The sequence below is a fragment of the Paenibacillus vulneris genome (assembly GCF_039543185.1).
GTDB lineage: Bacteria > Bacillota > Bacilli > Paenibacillales > NBRC-103111 > Paenibacillus_S > Paenibacillus_S vulneris.
The window spans coordinates 60,022-83,190 of the sequence record NZ_BAABJG010000024.1; the positions used below are offsets into that span (position 1 = coordinate 60,022).

The window sequence follows — 23,169 nt, forward strand, 5'->3', positions numbered from 1 at the left end:
AGCCGTGTACCGGGAATATAACTTCAGCGATGGAAGCTGAACGGTTATACACAAAAGGCCGCAGACAAAACCTTGTCTGCAGCCTCTTAATCTCTATCACCAACCGACGGCACGACAAAATAAGCATGATGAACACACTCTTTTTTTCGGGCTATCGGTCGATGAAATAAAAAGCAATTCGCTTTTTTGATTAAGCTCCGGACAACGTTTCATCGTTTTTATCCGTTTGTACGGAGCGGCCTTTGGCAATGCGTTTAACCGTTTTCAAGCGTTCCATTTGAAACCTTCCTTTCATTTGGTCACAGTTTATTATGGTTGCTTTCTTTTGTCAAGTCATATTCATCTTCGAGGTTTAGGCTCTCGGCATCGTGATTATTCTACAAATCACTTAGGTGTCAAAAATGAGGATGGTTCTTTGTCTAAGTGATCACAACCTTTCTTGTCCTATCATAGTTATCTTGCCAGGAATCATCTATATCAAATGAGAGCTTCATAAATAGTGATTTTTTAAATAAATCGTAACAAGAAAAAGGTGTAAGAAATATATGAAATCAAAAGTTTTCATAATTTTGTAAAAAAAATCATCATCCTAGGCTGTTAGTTTAAAATTTTCTCTGATAAGATACGAAGTAATATAGAGAGGAGATAGAATTTTGAAAAAAACAGTAATCATATTTATCTCAATGTTTATTGCACTTTTGAGCTTTCATGTTATCCCATCAAATGCAGCATCGTCCCATGATGCGGGGTTACTTCGTGATCAAATTATTAGTGTCCTGGACTCGAAGGGGACTGTAATGACAAATACCGATAAAGTTACAGATGGCAATGATACTACTTTTTATGAACTACCGAAAATGACCAGTGGTTCTCAAAGTGTTTTATCATTCTCATTTGACCAACCACAAACTATAACGGCATTTAAAGCTTTCGTGTTGTCATATGACTCTGGAACTGCTCAAACTCCCCTATTTGTAATTAATTTTTACGATTCATCGAATGTACTTATTACAAAGGTTACAAACCCATCGTTCTATGGTTCGCTTTTCATACTCGGAACTCCTGTCAATAATGTTAGTAAAGTGACCCTTGTAAACAATCAGACTGCTTATTCGACAAAAGTATATGAGTTCGAGACATATAATAAAACATTTGATACACCAGAATATTCCAGCGGATTGTTGGTTAATAAATCTATGAATATCATTTCACCTGCTGGAACCGTCACATCAACAACAGGTTTAACTGACAAACAATTAAACACTTATATGACATTTGGTAAGAAAGGCTCGAGTAATTCAGGTGTATACATAAATTTTCCATCGACTGCAAAAATAAACGCTTATCAGCTTAAGTCGGATATTACTACTTATCCAAGTGAACCATTTTTTAATTTATCTTCCGTCGAATTGAATTTTTATAATGTAAAAGGAGAATTGATCACGAAAGTGCCACTCCCGACAATGTCGGGTCATGTAATCAGCCTTGAAACACCTGTAACTGGGGTTGCAAAAGTAGAATTAGCCAGCAGTACTTATATTGGATCTACTAAGGTTTACGAAGTTGAAGTATTCGGGTCATTTGAAGATACTACCCCGCCAATTGAACCTGTTCAGAATGGGAGGGCCATTCTGACGATAACTTTGTTAACAGGCCAAGAAAAAGAATTCGATCTTTCCATGCAAGAAGTAAATGAATTTATTGCTTGGTACGAGGCCAAGAATGCTGGATCTGGTACGGCTTCCTTTGCTATTGATAAGCACGATAATAACAAAGGGCCGTTTAAAAGTCGTAAAGACTATATTATTTTTGATAAAATATTGACTTTTGAAGTTAGTGAATATGAAAATAAAAATTGAGACAATTGGAGCTCCAGAATATAAATAAAGCCCTGTTTTCAGGGCTTATTTTTATGTTCTTTTTGAAATGCTCCTGCTGCAGGCCCATGACGTCAATGGTCATTTGGCAGCCTTTCAGCGGAACACCGGGACCTTTGGCGATACCCATCAGTATTTGGACGGAAGAGACATTGGAGCAACCGGAATCCTCCATTAAGTCATGTCTCTAGGGCGTACCGGACATGGCGCAAGCTTTGTTATTCACAGCCTTCGCAATAACGAATAGCACATTAAACATCTGCTCCAGCTCTATAATGTGCAGTCCCGCCTGCTGCAAATCATCCAAAGTGGTTCTGTTCAGATGGCAGCCGCCGCAGCACCGCTTCCACCAGGGTGTCAGCCAGTCCTGAAGCGTTCCCCAAACCGGATGAGAGATTCGAACGTGCTCCATTAAGATGATATGTCCCCCTGGTTTACATACCCTTGTTATTTCGCGCCATGCCGCCATAGGATCAGGTATCGTACAAAATACCAAAGTACCTGCTACACAATCAAATGTATCCTCCTCAAAGGGCAGGCTCTCCGCCCCTGCTCGAACCACATGAATGGGAACCGCAGATGCCTCGGCAAGCGGCAGGGATTTCTTAAGCATCACTTCGTCGGGCTCGACCGCAACAACCTGGTTCGCGGATTTATAGTACTTGAAGTTGGCTCCCGTACCCGATCCAATCTCCAGTACCTTTCCCCTGGCTTGTCCGATCAGCCGCTTACGGATCGCACCAAAGGCGTAATGCTCCAAAGGCCGCATCCACAGGTCATAGGTTTTGTGAAAAAATGATCTCATTGTCCGTCCCCTTTTTTCATACGGATTCTAAACGGATTACTTCAAACCACCTCTTACCAACAAGGCGTACCGCAGTCGTATGACCGTGGTACGCCTTGTTCTTCATATCCCGTTGTGTCTTAGTGGATAAGCTTATACCTAGCTTGTACGTGCAATCTGCCGCTGAGCGAACTCCAATACTTTTCGCAAATGTTGTTCCCCTGTAGAATGCCCTCGGAACGGGTAGATGTGCAGCTCCTTCTCCGACTGGATGTGGTTGTAGGCAGCAAACACCGTCTCCGGCATGCAGACGGGGTCCTTCATGCTGACGGATACCATAATGGGTATCTCAATCCGGTCAGCCAGGTTCATGTTGTCAAAATAACTTAGCGTCCGCATAACCTTCTGCCAACGTTCAGGATAGCGGGATACATATTCGGCCGCTTCGGTTAATGAGCCTGTCGAATGAAAAATTCCCCAGTCCATATGGCACATGTTCGGAATATCCGCAATGGCAAAGGAAGGCTTCCGGCTAAGCGCGCTTAAGATCATAGCCAGCCCGCCTCCCTGGCTTGCTCCAGCTACTCCTATGCGGTTCGGGTCGACCTCCGGCTGCTCGCTAACCCAATCTACCGCACGCAGGCAATCTATAACCAAAGCCTTATAGTAGCAGGTATCCTTATCGTCAATGCCTTTGGTTATCCAGCCCTTCGCCATGCCCCCTTCTTGAGGCAGCAAATCGCCCGTTCCTCCCGTTTGGCCCCTAAGGTCGATCGCAAACACCGCCATGCCGGCCAATAGCCATGAAGCGTAGCTTTCAGGAAGTCCGCTGCTCCCGGAATAACCGTGAAACATTACGACACAAGGATAGGCTGCCTCCTGCCACATGCTCGGGACAAGGTACCACCCGGATACTCTCGTATCGTCATAGCCTTTATAGTGTACTTGGTAGGCTTGTACACCGCGCATCGTGGTGGAAACCTGCACTCGTTCGGCTTCGACCTTCCCCTGAGTAGCCCATTCTTCCAAGGTCTTGCTCCAATAAAGATGCAGATCTGCGGGAGCCGTCAGCTCCGGAGTATATTGATATAATTCCTTTATTTTTCGATCCAAATAACCCATAAGGACTGCCTCCCCGCCTGAAACCTCCAGGCACGCATTATTTATGTACCGATGAGATTTTTTCAAAAATATGTACGAAGGTCTCCAGCTCCTCCTCGTTTAAAGGGGACAGGTATCTCTCCAGAATTCGGCTGTAATGCTGCAGCTCCTGCTTGAGCACGTCGCTTCCATATTCCGTGATGGAGACGAACACTTTTCTACGGTCATCGTGACTGTATTCTCGGGAGATCAGGTTGTCCTGAACCAGTTTATTCAGCATCGTCGAAACCGAGCTCGTATGGATCCCGAATTTTCTGGCCAACTCTGTAATCGTGCAGGGTCCGTCCTCCGATATCAATTTTAGAATGTAAAATTGCGCCCTTGTCAGCTCCAGCTGGAACTGGCTTTGCATCGCGTTTGCAATTTCCCTCTGTGTCTTGTGCATCGCAATCCGTATACGGAGAGCGTAGGAGCTCAAATCGCTCATCCCTCAACCTCCTTTCTAATGTTTTGTTAACTCCCCTTACTAAATATATGTACTAGTCTCATTATAACAGGTCAGGCTCCTTCTTGAAGCGCTTTATATTGAAGAAATGCCGAACCTGATACAACATAAAAAAACAACCAGACCGCCGGTCCCGCCCGGCAGCCTGGCTGCAATGGAATAGTTATTTTTAAATCACGGTCCTGCATGTTACTTGCAGCGCTTAGCGGATTTGAATACTGCCGCTGAAACTTTGCCCCCGGATCTCGGCAGCAGGCGTTCCTTCCGCGGCATTCCCTTTCCAAATCAGGATGCTGATCAAGGAGGAAGAGCTGCGGCGCCCGTTTTCTACCATGATTCGTACGGTATAGCTAGCTCCCTGCTCATCTACAGCACCGCCTTGGATAAAAGCGCTTGAATCCGATGCCGCGATCCAATCTGCGTCGTTCATCGTCAGACGAAGTCCTTGCGGTTCTGCGTGAATGGTTGCGGATCCGCTCACTTTGCCCGCATTACGTTCCCACTTGCTTTCCAAATGAACCTTATTCGCTTTGGCGCCGAATAGCCCGGAAGGAACAGGAGTATTCGTATGTCCGTTCACCTGAACGGAGCCGTAGGTGGCCGCATTCACCGTCATTACAGCCGATGCGGAATGCTCCGTATAATAAGGATTGGCTCCGATCGCCGCTTTCACCTCGTACAATCCGGCTGGCAATGTTTCCGTGAGATTCGCTTGACCGTATACGTTCGTCTGCACCGTCGAGGACAGAACGGGCACAGAAGTGCCGTCAGCCCGCAATGCTCTCAGATCAAAAACAACTGGAAGATCGTTTACCGCCCCCGGCTCTCCATCATCCTGCTGCTGAATAATGGCAAAAAGCGTCACATTCGTCCGATCCCAGTTCAAAGGGGTGGACAGAGCGAGGGTCGCCTCCTCCTTCTGCACGGCCAGCTTCCCGGAGGCTGAGCTAGGCTGTAGTGCCTGATCGGCAGATCCCGCGAATACCGCCTTCAAGTCATATGGTGCAGAAGAGCCTGACGGCACACCTGCCTGGACACGGTAATTCAGCAGTGCTTCTCCCGAAGCGTCCGTTACGGCCTCCCCAATATGTGCCTCATTCAGGAAAAATGAGACTGCTTGCCCCTGCAGCGGCTTCCCGTCCTTGTCTGTTAGGTACGCATGAAGGGATGCCGTATCACTGTAGCTGTAGACGGCGTCGCTAACCGATAGGCTCAGCTTGGTCGCGGACGTATGACCTGCTGCAAACACTTCATTGAGATTGTTCCAGGCATCCTTGGTGTTGCCGTGGCCGCTGTACTTCACATAACGGGCTTGAGACGGCTCAAATGAGAATAGCTGTAGTCCTGCAGTCTTTCCATTGCTTTGACCGCTGTACACCCGTTTCCAATCGGTCCCGTCCACGGAGATGTCCAGATCAAAGAAATAAGTATCCTTGTCGCCATTTAAAAATGATGCGATGAAGGTATCGATCCCCTTGCTCTCCCCCAGGTCGAAGGTAATCCAATGCTCACCTTTGGCAGCATAGCGCGTAGCCAAATTACCATCAATCGCATTGGACGGAGGAAAGCCGGAGTTATAACCAGGGCTCGCCGTAACACCATTAATGTGGTAAGGAACCAACCCTGACGGCTCATCCCCGTAAATCGGTATCGGAGTGAATCGAACGGAATACTGGGTTTGCGATCTCGGATCCTGACGGTCCTTGACTGTAATAATCGCGGTGCCGAACGGTTCCTGGGCCTGAGCCACCTCAATCCCATTCGATCCGGTCGCGCTGACGACAGGAATGACAGCGGTTCCTGCCGGCATGGCGAATTTATAGCTGAATACCGCCGGATCGAATCCCGCAATTGGCTGCCCATTCACCTGAATGCCATCCAGCTTGGGGGATGGAAAGACGGGCGGCGTGCCATTGGCCGTTGCGCTGAATTCCATTCGGAAGGACGGATGCCCTTCGAATGTGCGCTGCGGCCTTAATTGCTCCGCCGTATTGCTGTCGATGGCCAGGGCATGGTCATCCGCTGTGACGATATAGGTAAGTCCGTTCCTCTTCTCAACATGATCCACCAGGAACATTTCACTAAAGCCCTTCTGCTCGCTAATCCCGTTCGGGTACGAGCCGTTTGCGTCGGGAATGACCTTGTAGGTGCCGAATTGCAGGGACACCCATTTTCCTTTCCATGCATCGCCTTCCGGAAGGTTCGCGTCCGTAATTAGCGCGTTGACATCCGAGCCGTCCGCGATTCGAACTGCTCCTGTCACGGTCCCTTGATAAGAGGCAGGCCCGATAGTCAGCGCCTTATCTCCGTATTGGAATTTGCTTCCGGAAATCAGATAAGGCTTTGTGAAGCCGCTTCGTTCATACATAATTCCGATCTTGCCGTTCAAGGAATATTGCCCGTCGGCGGTTGTAACGGATTGGTCCACTGGGTTGCTTCCAGTGATATCCGGATGGTTCAAGTTCACCAGCACGACGTCCTCGCGGCCGTTGTTGAATCTGACGGAGAGCGCCACATGCTCCGGGTCGTTATCGTTAAGCGGTACCCGGCTGATGCTTGCTATGGCCGATTCACCGTTCAACGGCTCCATGACACTGATAAACAAGCTGTCCAGATTGTCTTGGCCCGGAGCCTGCCGCTTAACCATCAGCGACGGACGCCAGAATTGATAGATGTCATCATACTGCTTATCCCGGTAGGAATGAGGGCTCTTGCCAAGGTAGACCTGATTCTTGCCATCATCTACCATCATAATCCGTGTTCCGATTCCCCCATCCTCCGCATCGCGGAAGGTAACGTCCCATTGACCCGGAGATTGGCCTGTGCTGACGTCCCTGAACATGCCGTACCAGTTCCGCACGTCTCCTTCCTTTACCGGATCGGTCCATGTTTCGTTATCCGGGAGGAGCGGATAAGGCTTATTTATGTTTTGCAGCGGAAAGCTGGCTTCCGCCGTTTCGTCAAACTGGGTGGAGCCATGAAGGAAATATTCATGCGTGCTTCCGCCCGTAACCTTGAACAAGTCGATCAGATAGGGATGCTCCGGATCGATAGTATTCATCACGTTCACGCGCTGATATCTTGATGCTGTGCCGGGGTAAGCCCAGTTGCTGTACACCTCGGACGCCTCGATGCCGTCGATGCCGGGCTCATACAGGGCAAGATTGCCGCCTGTAAACGCATGGCCGACGTTACCGGCACCCTGCTTATTCCCGCGAAATTGATTCGATTGATTCACGACAACCGTGTTCATAGCCAGCGTGTCGCTGGTAAAATCGCGTGCCGCGGTGTGGGAATAACGTATCCCCCCGATCAATTCCTTCCCGAAGCCGAATAAGGTCGCAGAGAGCACATTCGGATGAACATGATTCGCCATGTCGTTGAAGTTGAGGTTGTACTGCGTTTGCAATCTCCCTGTCCCGTCACCCAGCATGAGATGACCGTATGCGGGAAGCAGCCGGGACTGCGTCGCATTGCGTTTGGAGGCTCCTCCCTTGGTCGTATCGCCGAACGGAGGCAAATCCCCATCCGGAAACGCAACGATCTTCTGGGCCTCCTTGGCATTCGCCAGGAAATCGGATTGTCTGACGATCTTCTCTTTCAACGCTTGCTGAGCAGGCGATTCCGGCTGATGCGCCTGGAAATAGGTTTGGATCAATTGCGAAATCGTGTAGTTGGAGTTGGCATAGCCGGCGTGGTAGGAGAACGATTCAGGAAACATCCCATCCCGCTTGAAATTTTCTCCGACGGTGATATCCATGTATTGGCTCAGCCAATCCAACAGCTGCGGCTGGTGAAGAACCGTAGCCACGCGGGCAATGGCCTCAACAGCTCCGGAGAGGTTAGTGGATGTATGGACCTTCATCGACTGATAGGTGGTCAGCCAGTTTACGACATTGAGAAAAAAGTCATTGCGGATATGCTCCCGCACATCGTATCCCTTGCTTTGGGACAACTCTTGGAGCGCCGCACTATCATAGATCCGGTCGAAAGCGAAGATCTCGCCGGAATGCATTTCGTGCGCGATCCCGTTATGGTCGCTGACCCGTTGGATATCCGTATTGTAATATTTGGCAACCTCATCGGCGCTGATGAGATTAGCCACATTTTTGCTGGTCATGTAGAAATCCGGCACAGCGGTAGCCCACGCATCCAAAGCGATAGCGGCTCTGCGGGCGTATTTCTCATCTCCGGTCGCCAAGTAAGCGTTTGCCAAAATCGGGAGGTTGCTCGACATGAAGCTGGTTTTTTCATAATCAATGCGCGCCTGGATGAGGTATTTCTTCCCGTTGTATTGCACATAGGGGACCTCCACCGTCTTCCCGCTCATGACTTTTACGGATGTATACTGATAAGGATACTGGGAGTTTGGGAAGGCAAGGCCTTTCGTCGTTTGAATCTTATCGGGGGTTGCGGGGCTCCATACCCAGCCATCGCTTCCATCGAACGGCTCGTTCAATACCGAACGCGGGGACTGCTTGGGCACGAGATTCAGCCATTGCTCTTCCGTGTACTGGCTAAGCAATCTATCAGCAGTTGCGATCGACGCCTGCAGCTCGGAGGCACTTGGCGGGTAATAGGGATGAGCCGGCGCCGAAGCAGCCGAGACGGTCGGGCTGGCATCAGCAGGGTTCACCGCTGCGGCTGAAGCGCCGCCTGCATCCGTGACTGCAAACATTTGAAATAATAAAATCAAGCTTGCCATCGTTGAACGGTGTTTCATTATGAAAATCAACTCACTTTCTTACGGATGGATTTGGTAAGTGGATGGTCAATGACCGAACTGAACTAACCGCTATTCAAAAAATCCCCCCATTCTCTTTTATTTGCTGCAATGGTCCGGCAAAAGTCGAGAGTGCCCGAAGCGCCGGGAAGCCGCCAAAGGTTCCCTGTCGTTTCGATGTGTTCTCATTATAGAAACAAACCTGTAGGATGACTATGGAACAAATTAACCACTACTTGTTTAAAATTAACATTTCATTACACAAGATGCCGACCTCAAGGAATCAATCAAGCACACTGCTCCTTATGGCCGCTACTGTACCGATACAGTTCAGTAAATGAATGTTGTTTGGGTCGGTCCTTTGCTATACCATGCAGTTAATGGAACATGTTCACGGACAATAAACCGAGCTTTGAGCGGATAAGGTGGTTATGATGAATACTGACAAAAGCTTAAGACTAGCTTATGTATGCATGATTTTAAACGCAGTAATTATTGGCTTCTCCTTCTTGTTTACCAAAATGGCGCTGGCGCAAGCGAGCCCTATAGACACACTGGCGTTTCGATTCGCCGCTTCGTTCGGGGTCATGTCGATCCCGGTTGTGTTCGGATGGGTTAAGCTGAACTACCGCGGGAAACCGATATATAAAGCGCTGCTGCTTGCAGCGATGTATCCGTTAGGCTTCTTTGCATTTCAAGCCTTCGGGCTGCAGCACGCCACCTCCGCCGAGGGGGGCATCCTGTTTGCATTCACTCCCGTCATGACGGCAGCGCTCGCCTCTATCTTTTTAAAGGAAACAACAACCGGCCTGCAAAAGCTGTCGATCTTCCTGTCGGTATTCGGTGTAGCGTTCATTTTTGTGATGAAAGGGGGCGGCTTCGAGTTGTCCAGCACGCTGGGGATTCTGCTATTGATTCTCTCGAGCCTGGCTTCTGCCGGATACAGCGTACTGGCCCGTTCGCTTATGAAGGCTTATACTCCTGCGGAGATCAGCTACTTCATGCTGGGTGTCGGGTTCGTCTCGTTTCTGGTCATTTCCTTAGCGGATCATACGTCGTCCGGGACAGTTGACGTTCTTCTAGAACCGCTGTCCGACGGTTCTTTTATCCTCTCAGTGCTTTATCTGGGGATTATGTCCTCGCTAGTCACGGCTTTAACATCCAACTACGCTTTGTCCAAAATCGAAGCATCCAGGATGAGCGTGTTCAACAATTTAGCGACCATAGTCTCTATCGCGGCAGGGGCAATTTTTCTTGGGGAGGACGTTACGGTGTATCATCTCATCGGCTCTCTCTTGATTATTGCGGGGGTTCTAGGGACGAATCTTCTGGGGCGAAAAAAAAGCGCAGGTACGGTGAAACAGCCCTCATCAGTAGACGTATAGATCGTTAGGTAAGCATTCGTGCCATTCATGTTCTGTCTGCTGGGATATAGGTGGAATAACAGGTCAACCGAAAGAGCCAAGAACTGGAATATCCCATGGATGTCCAGACCCTTGGCTCTTTATTGTAACAACAACCGTTTCGCCTCTCTTCGTATATTTACCCAGCCGCGTCTGTTTCGCCAAGGGATCTCTCCGGCATCGTCCGCTGAGGATGCAGGCAGCACTGCTGCAAATAGGCTGCGAAGCTCGTCATATTCATCTGCATGTGCCTGTTGCTGCCCTCCAGCTTGCTAAGCATGATGCCCCCCTCCAATAAGGAAAAGGCAAAAGTAGCCAAGGCGTTCGCATTCAAATCTTCCTTGAATTCCCCCATTCGAATCCCCTCCTGGATAATGCTTTTCATTTCGTCCAAGGTCGAATGGAGTCCTCGCCTGGCTCTGTCACGCAGGACAGGATGAGTGTCATCACTCTCTACGGCTGTATTCTGCAGAGGGCACCCGCCGATAAACGGTGGATTGTTCACGACGTCCTCATAAACGCGGAAGTAGGCGAGCAGCCTGCCTGCTGCAGACTCCTCCTGTTCTATAGCCTCCGAAAACTTGCTGCCGACCCTGCTTGCCGCATATTGATACGCTTCCAGGGCGATTTCATCTTTGCTGTTAAAATGACGATAAATGCCACCCTTCTTGATCCCAGTTGCGGCAATGATATCGTTTAACGACGAACCCGCATAGCCCTGCTGATTAAACAGCTCTGCCGATTTCATGATAATATGCTCCCGTGTTTTATCCCCTTTTTTCATGAGCCCTCCGTACGCGTGTAGTCTGCCCTCATTATACCAAACATTTACGGCATTGCCTCTTGCCAACCGCCTGATATGTGCTACAATAAAAGATACCGATCGGTATCTTTTATGAATTTATTATAAAGGCGGGATAGAGTTGACGCAAGCTCGATGGTATTCGCGGCACTATGCATGGATTGGACTAATAGCCCTATGGGTTATCGGATTTATTGGGACGATTTCCCGCTTCATTATGACCTCCTACCAGGTCCAAATGGCAGAGGACTTGCAAGTGGGCAGAGGATTTATATCCGCAGCTTGGTCGACAAATTTATTTATTGCCGCTTTATGCGCTCCAATAGGCGGCCGGCTCGTCGATCGGTATGGACCTAAGAGGATCATGTTCATCAGCAGCCTGTTCGGCATTGCTGGCACTGCTCTTGTTTTTCTGGGACATCATCCGGCCTTCTTCTTTGCCGGCTACGGTATTTTATCCGGATTGACCGGTCTTGGAGCCTCGACAGCTTATGTGCTGGTATTCAAATGGTTTGGCCGTCATAAAGCTAAAGCGGCGGGCCTATTGAGCAGCGCATCCTCCGTCGGTCTTGCCGTCTGCACCCCCTTGTTCGTAACCAACAGTCAGCTGACATGGGAATATGCATTTTTGATTTCAGCATTACTGGGATTGGCGATAACCTTACCCCTCATTTTGTTTGTAATACGGCCCGCAGAAATGGACGTCGACATCGAGGATGCTGCCGAGCAATCCCGTCCTGTTGAGGAGTCCGCTCCTGCGGTAAAGGAGACTGCCGGCAGGCTTGTTCGCTTGCCTTTCCTGATCGTCGCCTTCGCACTCTTTACGTGTGGGATCAACATGGGGACAGTGGAGATGAATCTGGTTGCCATCCATCAGCAGGCTGAGGTATCGGCGGGGATGATCGCCCTATCGATGGGGGTTCTTGGAGTTATGGAGATAGCCGGGTCGCTGGTGTTCGGATTCACCATGGATGCTATCAACAAGCGATTGGCCATGGCTCTGTTATACGGGATTCGTGTACTCAGCTTTTTGATTCTGCTGTGGCATCCCTCCTGGTCCCCCGTCGCATTTGCCGTGACCTTCGGCTTGACCTACTTAAGCGCTGTTCCGGGAGGAATGGTCATTGCGAACGAGCTTACGAGCAGAAAAGGGACGTTGATCGGCAATTTAATACTCTTTCATCAAGCCGGCGGCATCCTTGGCGCTTTGGTCGGAGGCATTGCTTATGATATGTTCGATAGCTATCAGATCTTGGTTGGCATAGACGCCGTACTCTGCGTAATAGCGGCAGCTGGATATATGATTCTGAAGCTTCACCCGTTTAGCCAAGGAAAAAGAGAGCTGTATCAAGCGGGTTAAAGAGCCATTACATAGGGCAGTATCCGATTCTCCTTCGTGAATCCGGACCTCATGAAACGGATGGGAACCGGCAGGTATCATCCATCTGTTCCTAGTCGAAAAAGCAAAAACAAGCAGCACAGGACTTCAAAAATCCGTCCGGGTGCTGCTTGCTTATATTTTACTCCTAAACATCCATATAGAGGGAAATATCCCTTTTGGGTTTAGAGCTCCTCACTTAACCGCTCGATCTCGGTACTTGCGAGAAGCAAAGGTGCGACACCCATAAGCACGTCGCTAACAACAGGTTCGCTCAAATAATATTCATACGAGCCATCGCGGTATTTGCGCCCTCCAAGCCCTGCACCTTGACAAATGCTGTGCAAGTGCACTCCCTGTTCGTCCTCAGAGACGAATCGGGTGAGGATTCCTACGTAAGCACGCTCCACGACCTTGCGGTCAATCTCGGATAAATAATGAAGTCGAATCCCCTTTGCCAAGGCATAGGTGAGCATGCACGAGCCCGATGCCTCCAGATAGTTGCCCTCGCGTCCGTTGCAATCCATCACCTGATACCAGAGGCCGCTCTCCTGGTCCTGTACGCGCACGACGGCATTTGCCATGCGTTCAAAGATGCCTAGCAGCTGTCCGCGCTTCGGATGACGGGCAGGAAAGTGCTCCAGCGCGTCGACGATAGCCATTGCATACCAGCCCATCGCTCTCCCCCAAACATGGCGCGAACGTCCGGTAGCGCCGTCGCACCAGCGCTGCTCCTTGCTCTCGTCCCAGGCATGGTGAAGCAGGCCGGTCTCAGGGTTACGCGTATGGCGTTCGACAAGCAGCAGCTGGTGAGCCGCTTCATCGAACCAGCCGTGCTCCCCAAACGTAGCGGCAAATTCCGCCATGAAGGGCGATGACATATACAACCCGTCCAGCCACATCTGGAAAGGATAAATCTTCTTGTGCCAGAATCCGCCTTCTTCCGTGCGCGGCTGACCGATCAGCTGCGTTTCCAGCTCTCGTGCCGCCTTCTCGTACTTGTTCTCGCCTGTTTCCTTCCACAGCCACATCAAATGCTTGCCTTTATTGATATGATCGAGATTGTAATCCTCCAGCCTAAAGCCGCCTTGGATGGAGCCGTCCTCCTGGATGAACACATCCATTTGACGCTTTACGAACTCGTGATAACGGGAATCTTTCGTCCAGTCGCCAAGACGGCTTATCGCGGTTAACGCCATGCCGGCGACATATCCCCATTTGTTGCTGATGTTGGGATGATATCCGTCCACGCAGCGGGATAGAATCGTCTCAGCAATTTTGACGGACATGCGCTGTTCCGTCTGTGTTTGAGCAGTTGCCTGCATAATGGATACCTCCTGGATTAGGGCGTACATAATGGCAAGCTGTTGAAATCGTCCGGAACCTGGACCAGATACAGATTGCCGTACCCGTTCTTATCGCTTGTAAATAAGACTTGCTTTCCGTCGGCGCTGAAGCGCGGGTGAGCATGCACCTTCTGGGAATGAAAGCTGCAGCGGAGCTCGCAGAGCGTTCGGGGGCCATCATAGACCCCGTTGATTTTACGCCACATCGTAAGCGACTTCACGGCACCCTTGCCGTCCACGATCGCTTGACCCCGCCCGTCCGCATAGGCATGCCACGTATCGAAAGCGAATTCCGTCTCCTCCATCCCCGTATTATCATAACGGATGGAGCCGAAGAAGTTGGTGCCGTTTGTGCGGAAGCCGTGATACCCGATCGTCAGCCCGTCCGGATAAAAGAACTCGTGTCCTACCTTTTCATCCGGTTCAAGCCGCTGTCTGATTTGCCACGCTTCCCCGGTCCGCAGGTCCAGCCCCCAAATCCGGTGGTCTACAAGATGCCATGGCCCTTCATGGCAAAAGGTCAAAAGCCAGGGCTCGACAGGTGAAGCATTGATGTGGGTGATGAAGCGCCGGGCCTCATAAACCGTCTCCGACGTACCACGCAAAGAGTCAATCCGGACGATCATACTGTGGGGAGCCGCTTCCATAAGCTCGCGGTGACCGACGTAACCGTTCCCGAGGTCCAGGCGGATGCGGGAAGAGAGGTCCTCCTGCACGCAGGTCAAGACGAATTTGCCATCTGCGGTCGCGCTTGCGTTTCCGAGATGATAGCCCTCGGGCGCTTCGTACAGGAGCTTTTCTTCCAGCGTCGATAAGTCCAGCCGGAATAGGCAGCGGTCTTTTTTGACAAAGGCCGCGCTTCCGTCGGGCTGCAAGCATGCATCCAAATGATCGTTTGCAGAATAGTCCGTAAGCTGGGTAATGAGCCCGCTCGTCAGGTGCAGGCTGTACAGGTTCGTACTGTTTGCCCTGTCGGAGACCATCAACAGACGCTCTCCCCCGTCGTACCAGCCGTTTTCGGTAAAATATAGATGATGGCTGTGTGCCTTATAATCCGTCAATTGCGTAACCTCAAGCCCTGTCAGCTGGTCGACATACGTCTTCCGCTCTGACGGCCAGATGGTGCCTTTAGCCATTTGCGTGCTCCTTTCATGAAGGTTTATTACAGCCAGGGATTAAGCCCCTCCCATGCTACCTTCCAGCTCCCATCCTTCGGAAAGCCCGGATTGTTCGCCTGCTCATTGCCTTTCCAGCCGCAGGCCATCATGGCAACGGCGGTCAACAAGCCTCCGTTCCCCGGCAAATAGGCTGTTAAGCCTGGGCGCTGATAATTATGCCCGTTAGTCAAATAGGTGTTCTTGGTCGCATCCATCAGCAGGAAATCAACGGCAAGCTCCGGCTCTCCGAGCCTTGCCGCGGTCATGGCGCACATCGGGAAATCCCAGCCCCAGGCGGAATCCCACATCCATACCTCCTTGACCTTCAGCAAGGTATTCCGCATCACTTCGCGATTGATGAGCGTTCCGGGCAGTATGCCGAGAGCGCCCAGCATGGAAGGATGGTCCCGGTTTTTACCGGTAAAGGTATCCGGGCACAGCTCGTGAGCGAGATAGACCCCATCCTCCTGCGGAGGCGGTGCCATGGATGCCGCTACTTCAACCCACCGCGGGTTGACGGGCGCCTGCAATCTCTCGGCCCATTGAACTGCGATCTCCAGTCCCTGCTTCCAATACTCCAGCTCATACGGAGGATTTTTGCTGCTCTGCAGATGGTGGCATTCTTGTGCCGGAATCAGCGGAGGTCCTAGATCGTACACGCGCTTTTCTGCATCCAGATGCGCGTAGGATACCATGAAATCGGCAGCCTCGAATACGATGTCGCGGTATTGCTCCAGCGTTTCGCGTGTCGGATTCGCCTGGTAGCACATCTCGGCAAGCACCATCGGATGCGGCTGCTGCCATATCAGTCCGGGAGCAACCGGGGAAGGGCACGGTTTGCCGTCGAACCCGACCATTTTAGGCCAGCGGGCGCCCTCGTAGCCTTGTGACGCTGCCAAGTCACGCGCGGCAGGAAGGATATCACGGTACCAGCCCATGCTCTTAAGCAGGTAGGCTTCTCTACCCCACAATGGAAAATGCGCCGCATGCCACCAATGCATCTCCAAATGCGCCTTTCCGAACCAGCTGTTGTACATCAGCCCGGTTTCCTGAGGCGGTATGGAACCCCCGCTGTGCATGGCGCACAGGAACTGGGACAAGACCACACGGCGCTCCAGCTCGAAGGCTCGTGGGTCGGAGCTGCCGGCAAAATCTATGGCCGCTCCGCTCATCCAAAAGTCCTCCCAGCGGCGTTCGCTGGAATGGATGATGCTATCGACGGATGCCGTTCTTGGTGCTTCCGGAGCAAATGAGACAGAAAATTCAAACAATTCACCTTGCACTTCAGGCACTAATGTGATCTCATGCGGGCCGGTTCTTTCCAGCCGTCCCTGAGTCCATTCCCAGCCTACCTCGTATCGGTCCTCATCCATGGTTCTTTCCAACAACGCCCTGCAAGCTTCCTGTTGAAGCAGCTCTGTTCGGTGTCTGTCATCATGGTCCCAATCGGGAAACACCGCTTTCGCCCATGCCGTATGAACCATATCGGGCGCAGGAAACCGCATGAACACCTGAAGCCGTCCTTGGGAAATCAGTGGCGACTCCACACGGACGCCGATCGTATCGGCTTCGCCGTGGCAAGCGGTTGTTACTCTTACAGGCACGCCTTGTACGTCATATTCGCTCGTTAGCACGCCTGTCCACAAGTTCAGCCGCTGGCGTATATTCGTTATATCGCTTGCCGTAGCTTCCTCGCCGGATTCGAGCAGAAACCGGAAGGAAATTCGGCCAAGCTGCAGTCGATGAGGATTTTGCCGCAGCCAGTGATAGGCTTCAGCCTTCTCTCCTGGCTTCATAGGATAGCCTACAAGCCGCCCGTAGGTATCGAACATTTGATGCTCGGCGTCCTTCTCCGTAAATCGGTGACGCCCTCCTGTGTAATGCCATCCCCAGTTGGATTGGGTGCCAAGCGGCACCTCATATTGATCCGGGAAGGTTTGCAAGCCGGTAATGTCGCTGCTGAAGGCAAATTCCGAATTGCCTACCGAGAAGGGCGACAGCGGGTCTAATTTGTTCAATTCTGGATGGTGCCGCTCAACAATTTGTCGTCTGTTCATGGGTTCCTCCTTGGAATGAACCCGGAGGGCACAGTCGGCTATTCGATCTGAAAATCCATCCGGGTTTTCATCATATCCCGGTACTTGCCCGGGGTGATATCTTTATATTTGCGGAAGATACGGATGAAGCTGTTCTCATGCTGATATCCCACCATGACGGCGATGTCCGAAATTCGGGAGTCCGTTTTGAGCAGCAGCTCGGCCGCCCGGTCCATGCGCAGTTGAGTCAAGTAGTTATATATGGTCTCGCCTGTCTCTTGCTTGAAGACCTGGCTGGCGAGACTGCTGCTGATCCCTATGGAATCGGCAATCTCCGGAATGCCGATCGGTTCGCCGAGATGCTGCTTCATATAGTCGATCATCCGTTGGCACATCATGAAATCCTTGCTGTCGGCCAGACGGCGGTACTGCTCCACAATAGGAGCGATTCTGGAGTCCAGCTCCTGCCTCATGTCATCCAAATGCAGGGTTTCGAACCGTTCATATGCAACCTCCGTTTCCTGCTGCTCCCCGGGCTGCAGCTGTCCAATCCGCTCGACAAGCTCCTGCAGAAAACTGACCACAGCCGAAGGATATTCGTACTGGATACGCAATTGCTCGAAAATCTGGTCCGCAGCCTTTGATATGGCGGGCTCATCCCCCGCCTGGATGGCATGCAGCAGCTCTTCTACCGCACGTCCGCCGGGCAGCGGCTCTTTGACCTCGTGCTCGGATACTTTATGGAACGGAATCACTTGGCCATAGCCCTGATATACACGATAAGCAAGCGCATTCTCCGCCTCCAGCATCGCTTGCTTCAAACGGGTGATGTCCGTCTGGGGCGTGCTGATGCCTGCCGTAACGCTGAATTTGAGCAATTCTAGCACCACATTCGTCGATTCCTTCAGCTTTTTTTCCGGCGAGGCGCCAGGCTCCCTCGGCTGCATCAGGATAGCCGTCTTGTCCTTGCCGAAATCGGCGCATACGATTCTCCACTGCGGCTCGAACAGCTCCGCCATAATATTGGCAAGGGCGAATTTCAAGAGCGACCGGTCCGAGTCGGAATAAGAAGCCGACCATTCCTTATAACGGTCGATGGAAAGTATGGCTACGGTAACCGGAGCCTGCTCTTGCCAATCGCCAAAATAACGGTTCCATTTGTCCTGAATATCCCTTTTGCCGGTTAAATGACCGGAATAAATATCGCTTAGCAGCTTGGAGGATGCCTCCGACATCGTCTCCCTGACGAGCTGGGACAGATGGGCATGGTTGCTCAGCAGTTCATCGGTCAGCTTCTCCAGATCAATTCCCCCGGCGCCGCTCTCCTTGCGTTCATAAGCGCTGAACAATTGCCTCAGCCGCCTCACGGGACGGAAAGCCGCCGCATTGATATAGAAGATGGTCGCTCCGCCAAGCGCCAATGCGGCGATCGATACCAGCAATACGGTATCCCGTACCTTCTTGGACTTGGCCAACAGGCTGTCCTGTACAACAATAGAGACATACCTCCAACCGGTGACTGGCGATGTCAGCTGATTCACCAGCAGCTTACGGTTCTGGTAGGTGATATCACCTGTATTATCTTCCTTCACTACGGCAAGTGCCTGCCGGATCGCGTCTTGATCGAATTCATAATTCGAAACCGAATATAAGACATCGTCATGCTCATCGATGATATACCGCATCCTGTTAATGTTGTTAAAGCTGGAGTCCAGCCGGGCGAACAGCTCTTCATCCTTGAGGTTCACAGCCACAATGCCTCTAAACTCGCCTTGAATCTTGATCTTTCGAAACAGCGTCACATCCGAGCCGCCCCGGCTGGCACCCTCCGGCACCTCCCGCTTCTTGATCACGGTCGGCTTGTCCCCGAATTCATCGGCCACGCTGACCCAATCCGAATCACCGAATGTCAGCTTGCTGGAGCTGTACCCCTGGGGAATGGCCACGAAGCTTTCTCGTTTAAGATCATAGACATAAATGCTTTTCACATATTTCGAATTGTTAACCAAAGTGGTCAACAGCTGATAGATTTCCGTGATATTACTGAATGAATTCTGGTTCTCGCTCGTCAAGAATTGATATACATTGGCGCTTAACGTGACTTGAATCGCAGCCTGATCACTTTCCTTGATGGATTCGTCAATCACATTCATATTGAGCTGAAGCATTTGCCGTTGGGGCTCGCTCAGCTCCTCCTGCAGCACCGCCTTGGACGTGTAATAAGAGGTTAAGCTGACAGCCAGAATAATGAGGAAAACCGATACGGTCAAAATCAAGACAAGCCGGATCTGCGTATGGGCCCAGTTGTACTTCAGCCATTTCTTGAGGGATTGCATCACGGGTTCCTTCCCACCTTATGTCGAATATGTTTCATTATAACGCGATTTCTCCCCCCAAGATACCCATTTTGACCTGGCTTTCCTCTTGTTTCAGCCTGTGATGCCTAATTGCTCCTTCATTCGCTGCGTTTCGATACCAGCAAGAAGCACAATGCCGATGCCGTGCGTATCGTTGAGGTTCCAGCCCAAATCATGCTTATAATAAGCATGGTGATAGGACCAACTGGAGCCCTTGCAGACACCATACAGGTTGCCCTGCTTATCGATGGCTCGCTCGCACAAGCCCTGCCATCCGGACAACACAGCCTGGATATATGGCTCAGGCTGCTCCAACCACCCGTGCCGAACGCCAAGCGCGAAGCCATACATAAACATGGAAGTGCAGGAAGCCTCTTCGTAGGATTCGGGATCGGTCAGCACCTGATGCCATAATCCATGAACACCCTGGAGCCTCCGGTATCCCTCTGCCAGCTCACGGTAAAACGAGAGAATATCAGGGTAGGCTGCATGATCTTGAGGCAGTACCGCCAGCAAAACCGCCAGCGAAAAGAATACCCAGCCATTCCCTCTGCCCCAGGCGGTCTGCGAACGTTTGCCCAGATTCACATCATACACGTGGGACATAATGCTTTGTTCCGGCATAAACAAATAGTTCTTATAAAGTAATAGCTGCCGCGCCGCTTCATCGATATAACGTATATCTCTGGTGTGCTCTGCGTATCTGCATAGGAACGGCACGCTCATATACATATCGTCGCACCACATAGTGTTGTGCATGCTTGGCGAAACCCCGATGTGCCTATACAGAGCGCCGTCCGGCATACGATCCTGTACGTCCATAATGTAGTGGGCGATGTCGTCAAATACGGCTGGCGCTCCCTTCAGCGGACGCAGCCGATTCGCAAGAATAGCAAGTGCGCCGAACGATCCGCAATCATCGAGGCTGTCGATGTGCGAGAGCTGGTTGTTCAAGCCTGCTGCTCCGTAACGCTCCCGGTCCCACAGCGAGTAGGCGTACGTCGAAGTAGCAAACTCGACATGCTTCAGGACATAATCGGACAAGTCTGTCCGCTGCAGGACATGGCTCGTTTCCAGCAAGCCAAACAGTGTGACGCCAAGCGGGTAATTCCAGCGGCCAAACAGCTCGTTCTCAAGAAAAGGCCGAATATTGGCACCCGGCTGCTCGGTGGTCCAGAAAAGAGAGCCCTCTTCTCCATAAGCTACCGTATCCAATGCCAAATAATCAGATACATTCACTTGTGTACCGGGAGCAAACGGACCCAAATAGAGCCAGCTGCCACGATAACCATGGATTCTGCGCGGGGCCGTTAACGACGCTCCAGCGGACAAGCTGCGGATCTCGAATCCCCAGCCGTCTTCACCCGCGATACATTGAGCCACCAAATCCGCTTTGCCTGGACCCGCATCGAATTGCAGGACAAAATCACCGCTCTGCGGTACGCCAAGCACTTTTCCGCCATTAAGCGTGAAGGATACAGGGCCATAGGCTGTGCCCTCAACTGTTATTCGTTGGACAGAGGAGGCGGCATTAGAAATTGCCGTCCATGCATAGGCCGTCGCACCCGGACGCAGCCCGTACATTTGCTCCAGCCTTCCAGCCTGTAAATGCGGCGTTTCCCGCTCAGGAAGCCATTTCGCTCCGGTTTCCTCCTCGGATTGGTTTCCGCCGGGGATTGACCGGATAGCGAAGCTCAATGGGGCCGTATAAATCCATCCTTCTTCCCCGTCACGCTCGGCTGAAGGAGCCAGGAAATGAAAAGGCTTGTTCTTCCTGTTACCCGTGCCGAATTCCGCTCCGCAGCCTCCGCCGGCATTTTTCCCTAACTCAAACACGAAGTGATTCCACCCGCGAGTAAGAGATATTTTCAGCTTAATCGGCAGGGTACCGGAATCTCCCTTCTCCTCCTCCGGCGCGGAGCCGAACCGTTTGACGCCATTATGATAAAGCCGCACAGGCCCATAACAGCGCAAGTGGAAAATAAAGTCCTCCGGCTGTTCACTCCACAGCTTGCCCCAAGCATAAACACGCTCGGTTTCGTTCATTTCGGGGAACATGCTGCTTACAGGAAATTGATACAGATGATGATCCTGCTTGCGGATTTCATTAGTTCTTGTAACCCGGTAGACGGGCTCGTGAGGCGGATTGGCTCCGATGTACCGCTGGGCCATGACAGCCAGAACATGCGGAATATCGCATCCGGCTGTTTGTGAACCCATGCTTTCGATTGGGTGAAAGTAGCTGCTCACTGCTATGGTTCCTCCTTCATTTCCCTTTACTATTGGATAGGCTATGCAGCCTATTCATGTCTATCCGCGAACACCCTTGAGCACTTCCTCAATGGTAACCGGACGGTGCTCCTTGACGGAACGCCATACGGCTTCTCCCGCCGCCACGGAATAAGCTCCGTCTACAGCGCCGGATAAAATCCGGTAAGGCCGCCTCGGGTCTTCTCCCATGAACAGATCCTCCAGGAGCAGCGGATCGCCTCCGCCATGTCCCCCTTCCCGGTGAACCACATGAATCGTTTCCTTGGAGCCGAAGAGCGGGAAATAATCGATGGTTTGAACCGGCGTCGGAAACGGCGTTCTGCCCGGCATATGATATTCCAACGTTTCCAGCCGACCTTTGGTTCCGTTGATAGCAAGACGATAGCCCTCGTACGGCAGCGAGAAATTCACCGAATAGCTGAGCAGCGCCCCTTCGTTATATTTGATCGAAGCGGAATAGGTGTCCTCGATATCAATTTGCGAGTCGAAGATGCACTGGTCCGGCCGATAATCGGAATAAGGGAAGGACGACGACGTTCCCGAATCCAGCGAGCCCAGATGATCATCGGGTACCCGGATGTTTTTGCTGCGGGTGTTCCAGCGTGAATAGTAGGCGCAATCGCTTGTATATTCACAGGTGCTGCAGAACCGGCCATCCTCCTTCTTAGGATTCAGCTCTCCTTCTGCGCCGTAGTAATTCAGCGCCCCATAAGCGAACACTTCCACCGGCTTTTGTCCGATCCACCAGTTTACCAAATCAAAATGGTGTGTGCATTTGTGAATCGACAAGCCTCCGGACAGCTCGCGAACCCGGTTCCAGCGCTTGAAATAGCTGGAGCCGTGGAAGGTATCCAAATACCAGTTCAGATCGATCGAGGTAATCCGTCCCAGCTTTCCTTCCAGTATCATCTCCTTGATCCGGGTATGGATGGGAGCGTACCGGTAATTAAACGTTACCGTGACAGACCCCTTGCTTTGCTGCTCCGCTTCCATCACGCGCCGGCTATCTTCTCCTGTCGTCACCATCGGCTTCTCCGTGATGACATCCAAATCGCGCTGCAGCGCTTGAATCAAATACTGCGCGTGCGTATCGTCCCGGCCGGCGACGATGATGACATCCGGGCGCGTTTCATCAACCATCCGGTCGAACTCCTGCTCGTTGTACGTTTTCACGTCCGCATGCTCGGGAAACCTTGACCGGTACAGGTCAAAACGCATCGGGTCCCGATCGAGCAGACCTACAAGCTCACAGGTGCCTGCAAACGTCGTTAAGATCGGCTTGGCGAACATGCCGAGCGCCCTTCCGCTAACTCCGCAGATTGCATATCGTTTTTTCATTATTTGTACAGTCCTTTCTTCCTATCAGCCAGATGTGCTTGGGAATGAGCAGCAGGTGCCGGTGCCGGGTTGAAGATAGCCGGCAGGTCAC

Annotated in this window: 15 protein-coding genes; 3 read left to right on the forward strand and 12 right to left on the reverse strand. The window is 51.5% G+C overall.

What is annotated here, in order from left to right; genetic code table 11:
- Positions 1–653 precede the first annotated feature (653 nt).
- A complete protein-coding gene (locus ABEA66_RS21960) occupies positions 654–1,859 on the forward strand; it encodes a hypothetical protein (protein ID WP_345590790.1) in 1,206 nt (401 codons plus the stop codon).
- Here the strand turns inward: ABEA66_RS21960 and ABEA66_RS36390 are convergent.
- From ABEA66_RS36390 to ABEA66_RS21980, 5 genes are all read right to left on the reverse strand, one after another.
- On the reverse strand, positions 1,834–2,052 hold the full coding sequence (locus ABEA66_RS36390; RefSeq protein WP_377740585.1) for a DsrE/DsrF/DrsH-like family protein: 219 nt from the start codon (positions 2,050–2,052) through the stop codon (positions 1,834–1,836). The two genes, ABEA66_RS21960 and ABEA66_RS36390, sit on opposite strands and share 26 nt — an antisense overlap.
- A gap of 12 nt (positions 2,053–2,064) precedes the next feature.
- Positions 2,065–2,682 (reverse strand): class I SAM-dependent methyltransferase, encoded by a 618-nt coding sequence (locus tag ABEA66_RS21965; protein WP_345590792.1) that lies wholly within the window; start codon positions 2,680–2,682, stop codon positions 2,065–2,067.
- Between the two features lie 138 nt (positions 2,683–2,820).
- Positions 2,821–3,783 carry an acetylxylan esterase gene (locus ABEA66_RS21970; protein WP_345590794.1) on the reverse strand — a complete coding sequence of 321 codons (963 nt, stop codon included), beginning with the start codon at positions 3,781–3,783 and terminating at the stop codon, positions 2,821–2,823.
- A 37-nt stretch (positions 3,784–3,820) separates the two neighbouring features.
- Positions 3,821–4,249, reverse strand: coding sequence for a MarR family winged helix-turn-helix transcriptional regulator (locus ABEA66_RS21975; protein WP_079908911.1), 429 nt, complete (start codon positions 4,247–4,249; stop codon positions 3,821–3,823).
- A gap of 220 nt (positions 4,250–4,469) precedes the next feature.
- Positions 4,470–8,990: a discoidin domain-containing protein gene (locus ABEA66_RS21980; RefSeq protein ID WP_345590797.1), complete on the reverse strand. Its 4,521-nt coding sequence runs from the start codon at positions 8,988–8,990 to the stop codon at positions 4,470–4,472.
- Positions 8,991–9,424: 434 nt separating this feature from the next.
- On the opposite strand from ABEA66_RS21980, the gene ABEA66_RS21985 reads away from it, so the two are divergent.
- Entirely contained in the window at positions 9,425–10,375 is a 951-nt protein-coding gene (locus tag ABEA66_RS21985) for a DMT family transporter (RefSeq protein ID WP_345590898.1), read from the forward strand.
- A 157-nt stretch (positions 10,376–10,532) separates the two neighbouring features.
- Here ABEA66_RS21985 and ABEA66_RS21990 read toward each other — a convergent pair whose 3' ends face one another.
- Positions 10,533–11,177 carry a TetR/AcrR family transcriptional regulator gene (locus ABEA66_RS21990; protein WP_345590799.1) on the reverse strand — a complete coding sequence of 215 codons (645 nt, stop codon included), beginning with the start codon at positions 11,175–11,177 and terminating at the stop codon, positions 10,533–10,535.
- Positions 11,178–11,316: 139 nt separating this feature from the next.
- Between ABEA66_RS21990 and ABEA66_RS21995 the strand changes: the two genes are divergently transcribed.
- Positions 11,317–12,555 carry an MFS transporter gene (locus ABEA66_RS21995; protein ID WP_345590802.1) on the forward strand — a complete coding sequence of 413 codons (1,239 nt, stop codon included), beginning with the start codon at positions 11,317–11,319 and terminating at the stop codon, positions 12,553–12,555.
- Positions 12,556–12,758: 203 nt separating this feature from the next.
- Here ABEA66_RS21995 and ABEA66_RS22000 read toward each other — a convergent pair whose 3' ends face one another.
- The 6 genes from ABEA66_RS22000 to ABEA66_RS22025 all read right to left on the reverse strand — a co-directional run bounded on the left by ABEA66_RS22000 (position 12,759) and on the right by ABEA66_RS22025 (position 23,078).
- A complete protein-coding gene (locus ABEA66_RS22000; RefSeq protein WP_345590804.1) occupies positions 12,759–13,898 on the reverse strand; it encodes a glycoside hydrolase family 88/105 protein in 1,140 nt (379 codons plus the stop codon).
- Positions 13,899–13,915: 17 nt separating this feature from the next.
- Positions 13,916–15,055 carry an oligogalacturonate lyase family protein gene (locus tag ABEA66_RS22005; protein WP_345590806.1) on the reverse strand — a complete coding sequence of 380 codons (1,140 nt, stop codon included), beginning with the start codon at positions 15,053–15,055 and terminating at the stop codon, positions 13,916–13,918.
- A 26-nt stretch (positions 15,056–15,081) separates the two neighbouring features.
- Complete coding sequence (locus ABEA66_RS22010; RefSeq protein WP_345590808.1) at positions 15,082–17,133, reverse strand: glycoside hydrolase family 65; 2,052 nt, start codon at positions 17,131–17,133, stop codon at positions 15,082–15,084.
- A 38-nt stretch (positions 17,134–17,171) separates the two neighbouring features.
- Positions 17,172–19,448 carry a helix-turn-helix domain-containing protein gene (locus tag ABEA66_RS22015; RefSeq protein WP_345590900.1) on the reverse strand — a complete coding sequence of 759 codons (2,277 nt, stop codon included), beginning with the start codon at positions 19,446–19,448 and terminating at the stop codon, positions 17,172–17,174.
- Between the two features lie 93 nt (positions 19,449–19,541).
- A complete protein-coding gene (locus ABEA66_RS22020) occupies positions 19,542–21,719 on the reverse strand; it encodes a glycoside hydrolase family 88/105 protein (protein WP_345590810.1) in 2,178 nt (725 codons plus the stop codon).
- A gap of 60 nt (positions 21,720–21,779) precedes the next feature.
- Positions 21,780–23,078 carry a Gfo/Idh/MocA family protein gene (locus tag ABEA66_RS22025; protein ID WP_345590812.1) on the reverse strand — a complete coding sequence of 433 codons (1,299 nt, stop codon included), beginning with the start codon at positions 23,076–23,078 and terminating at the stop codon, positions 21,780–21,782.
- Positions 23,079–23,169: the final 91 nt, after the last annotated feature.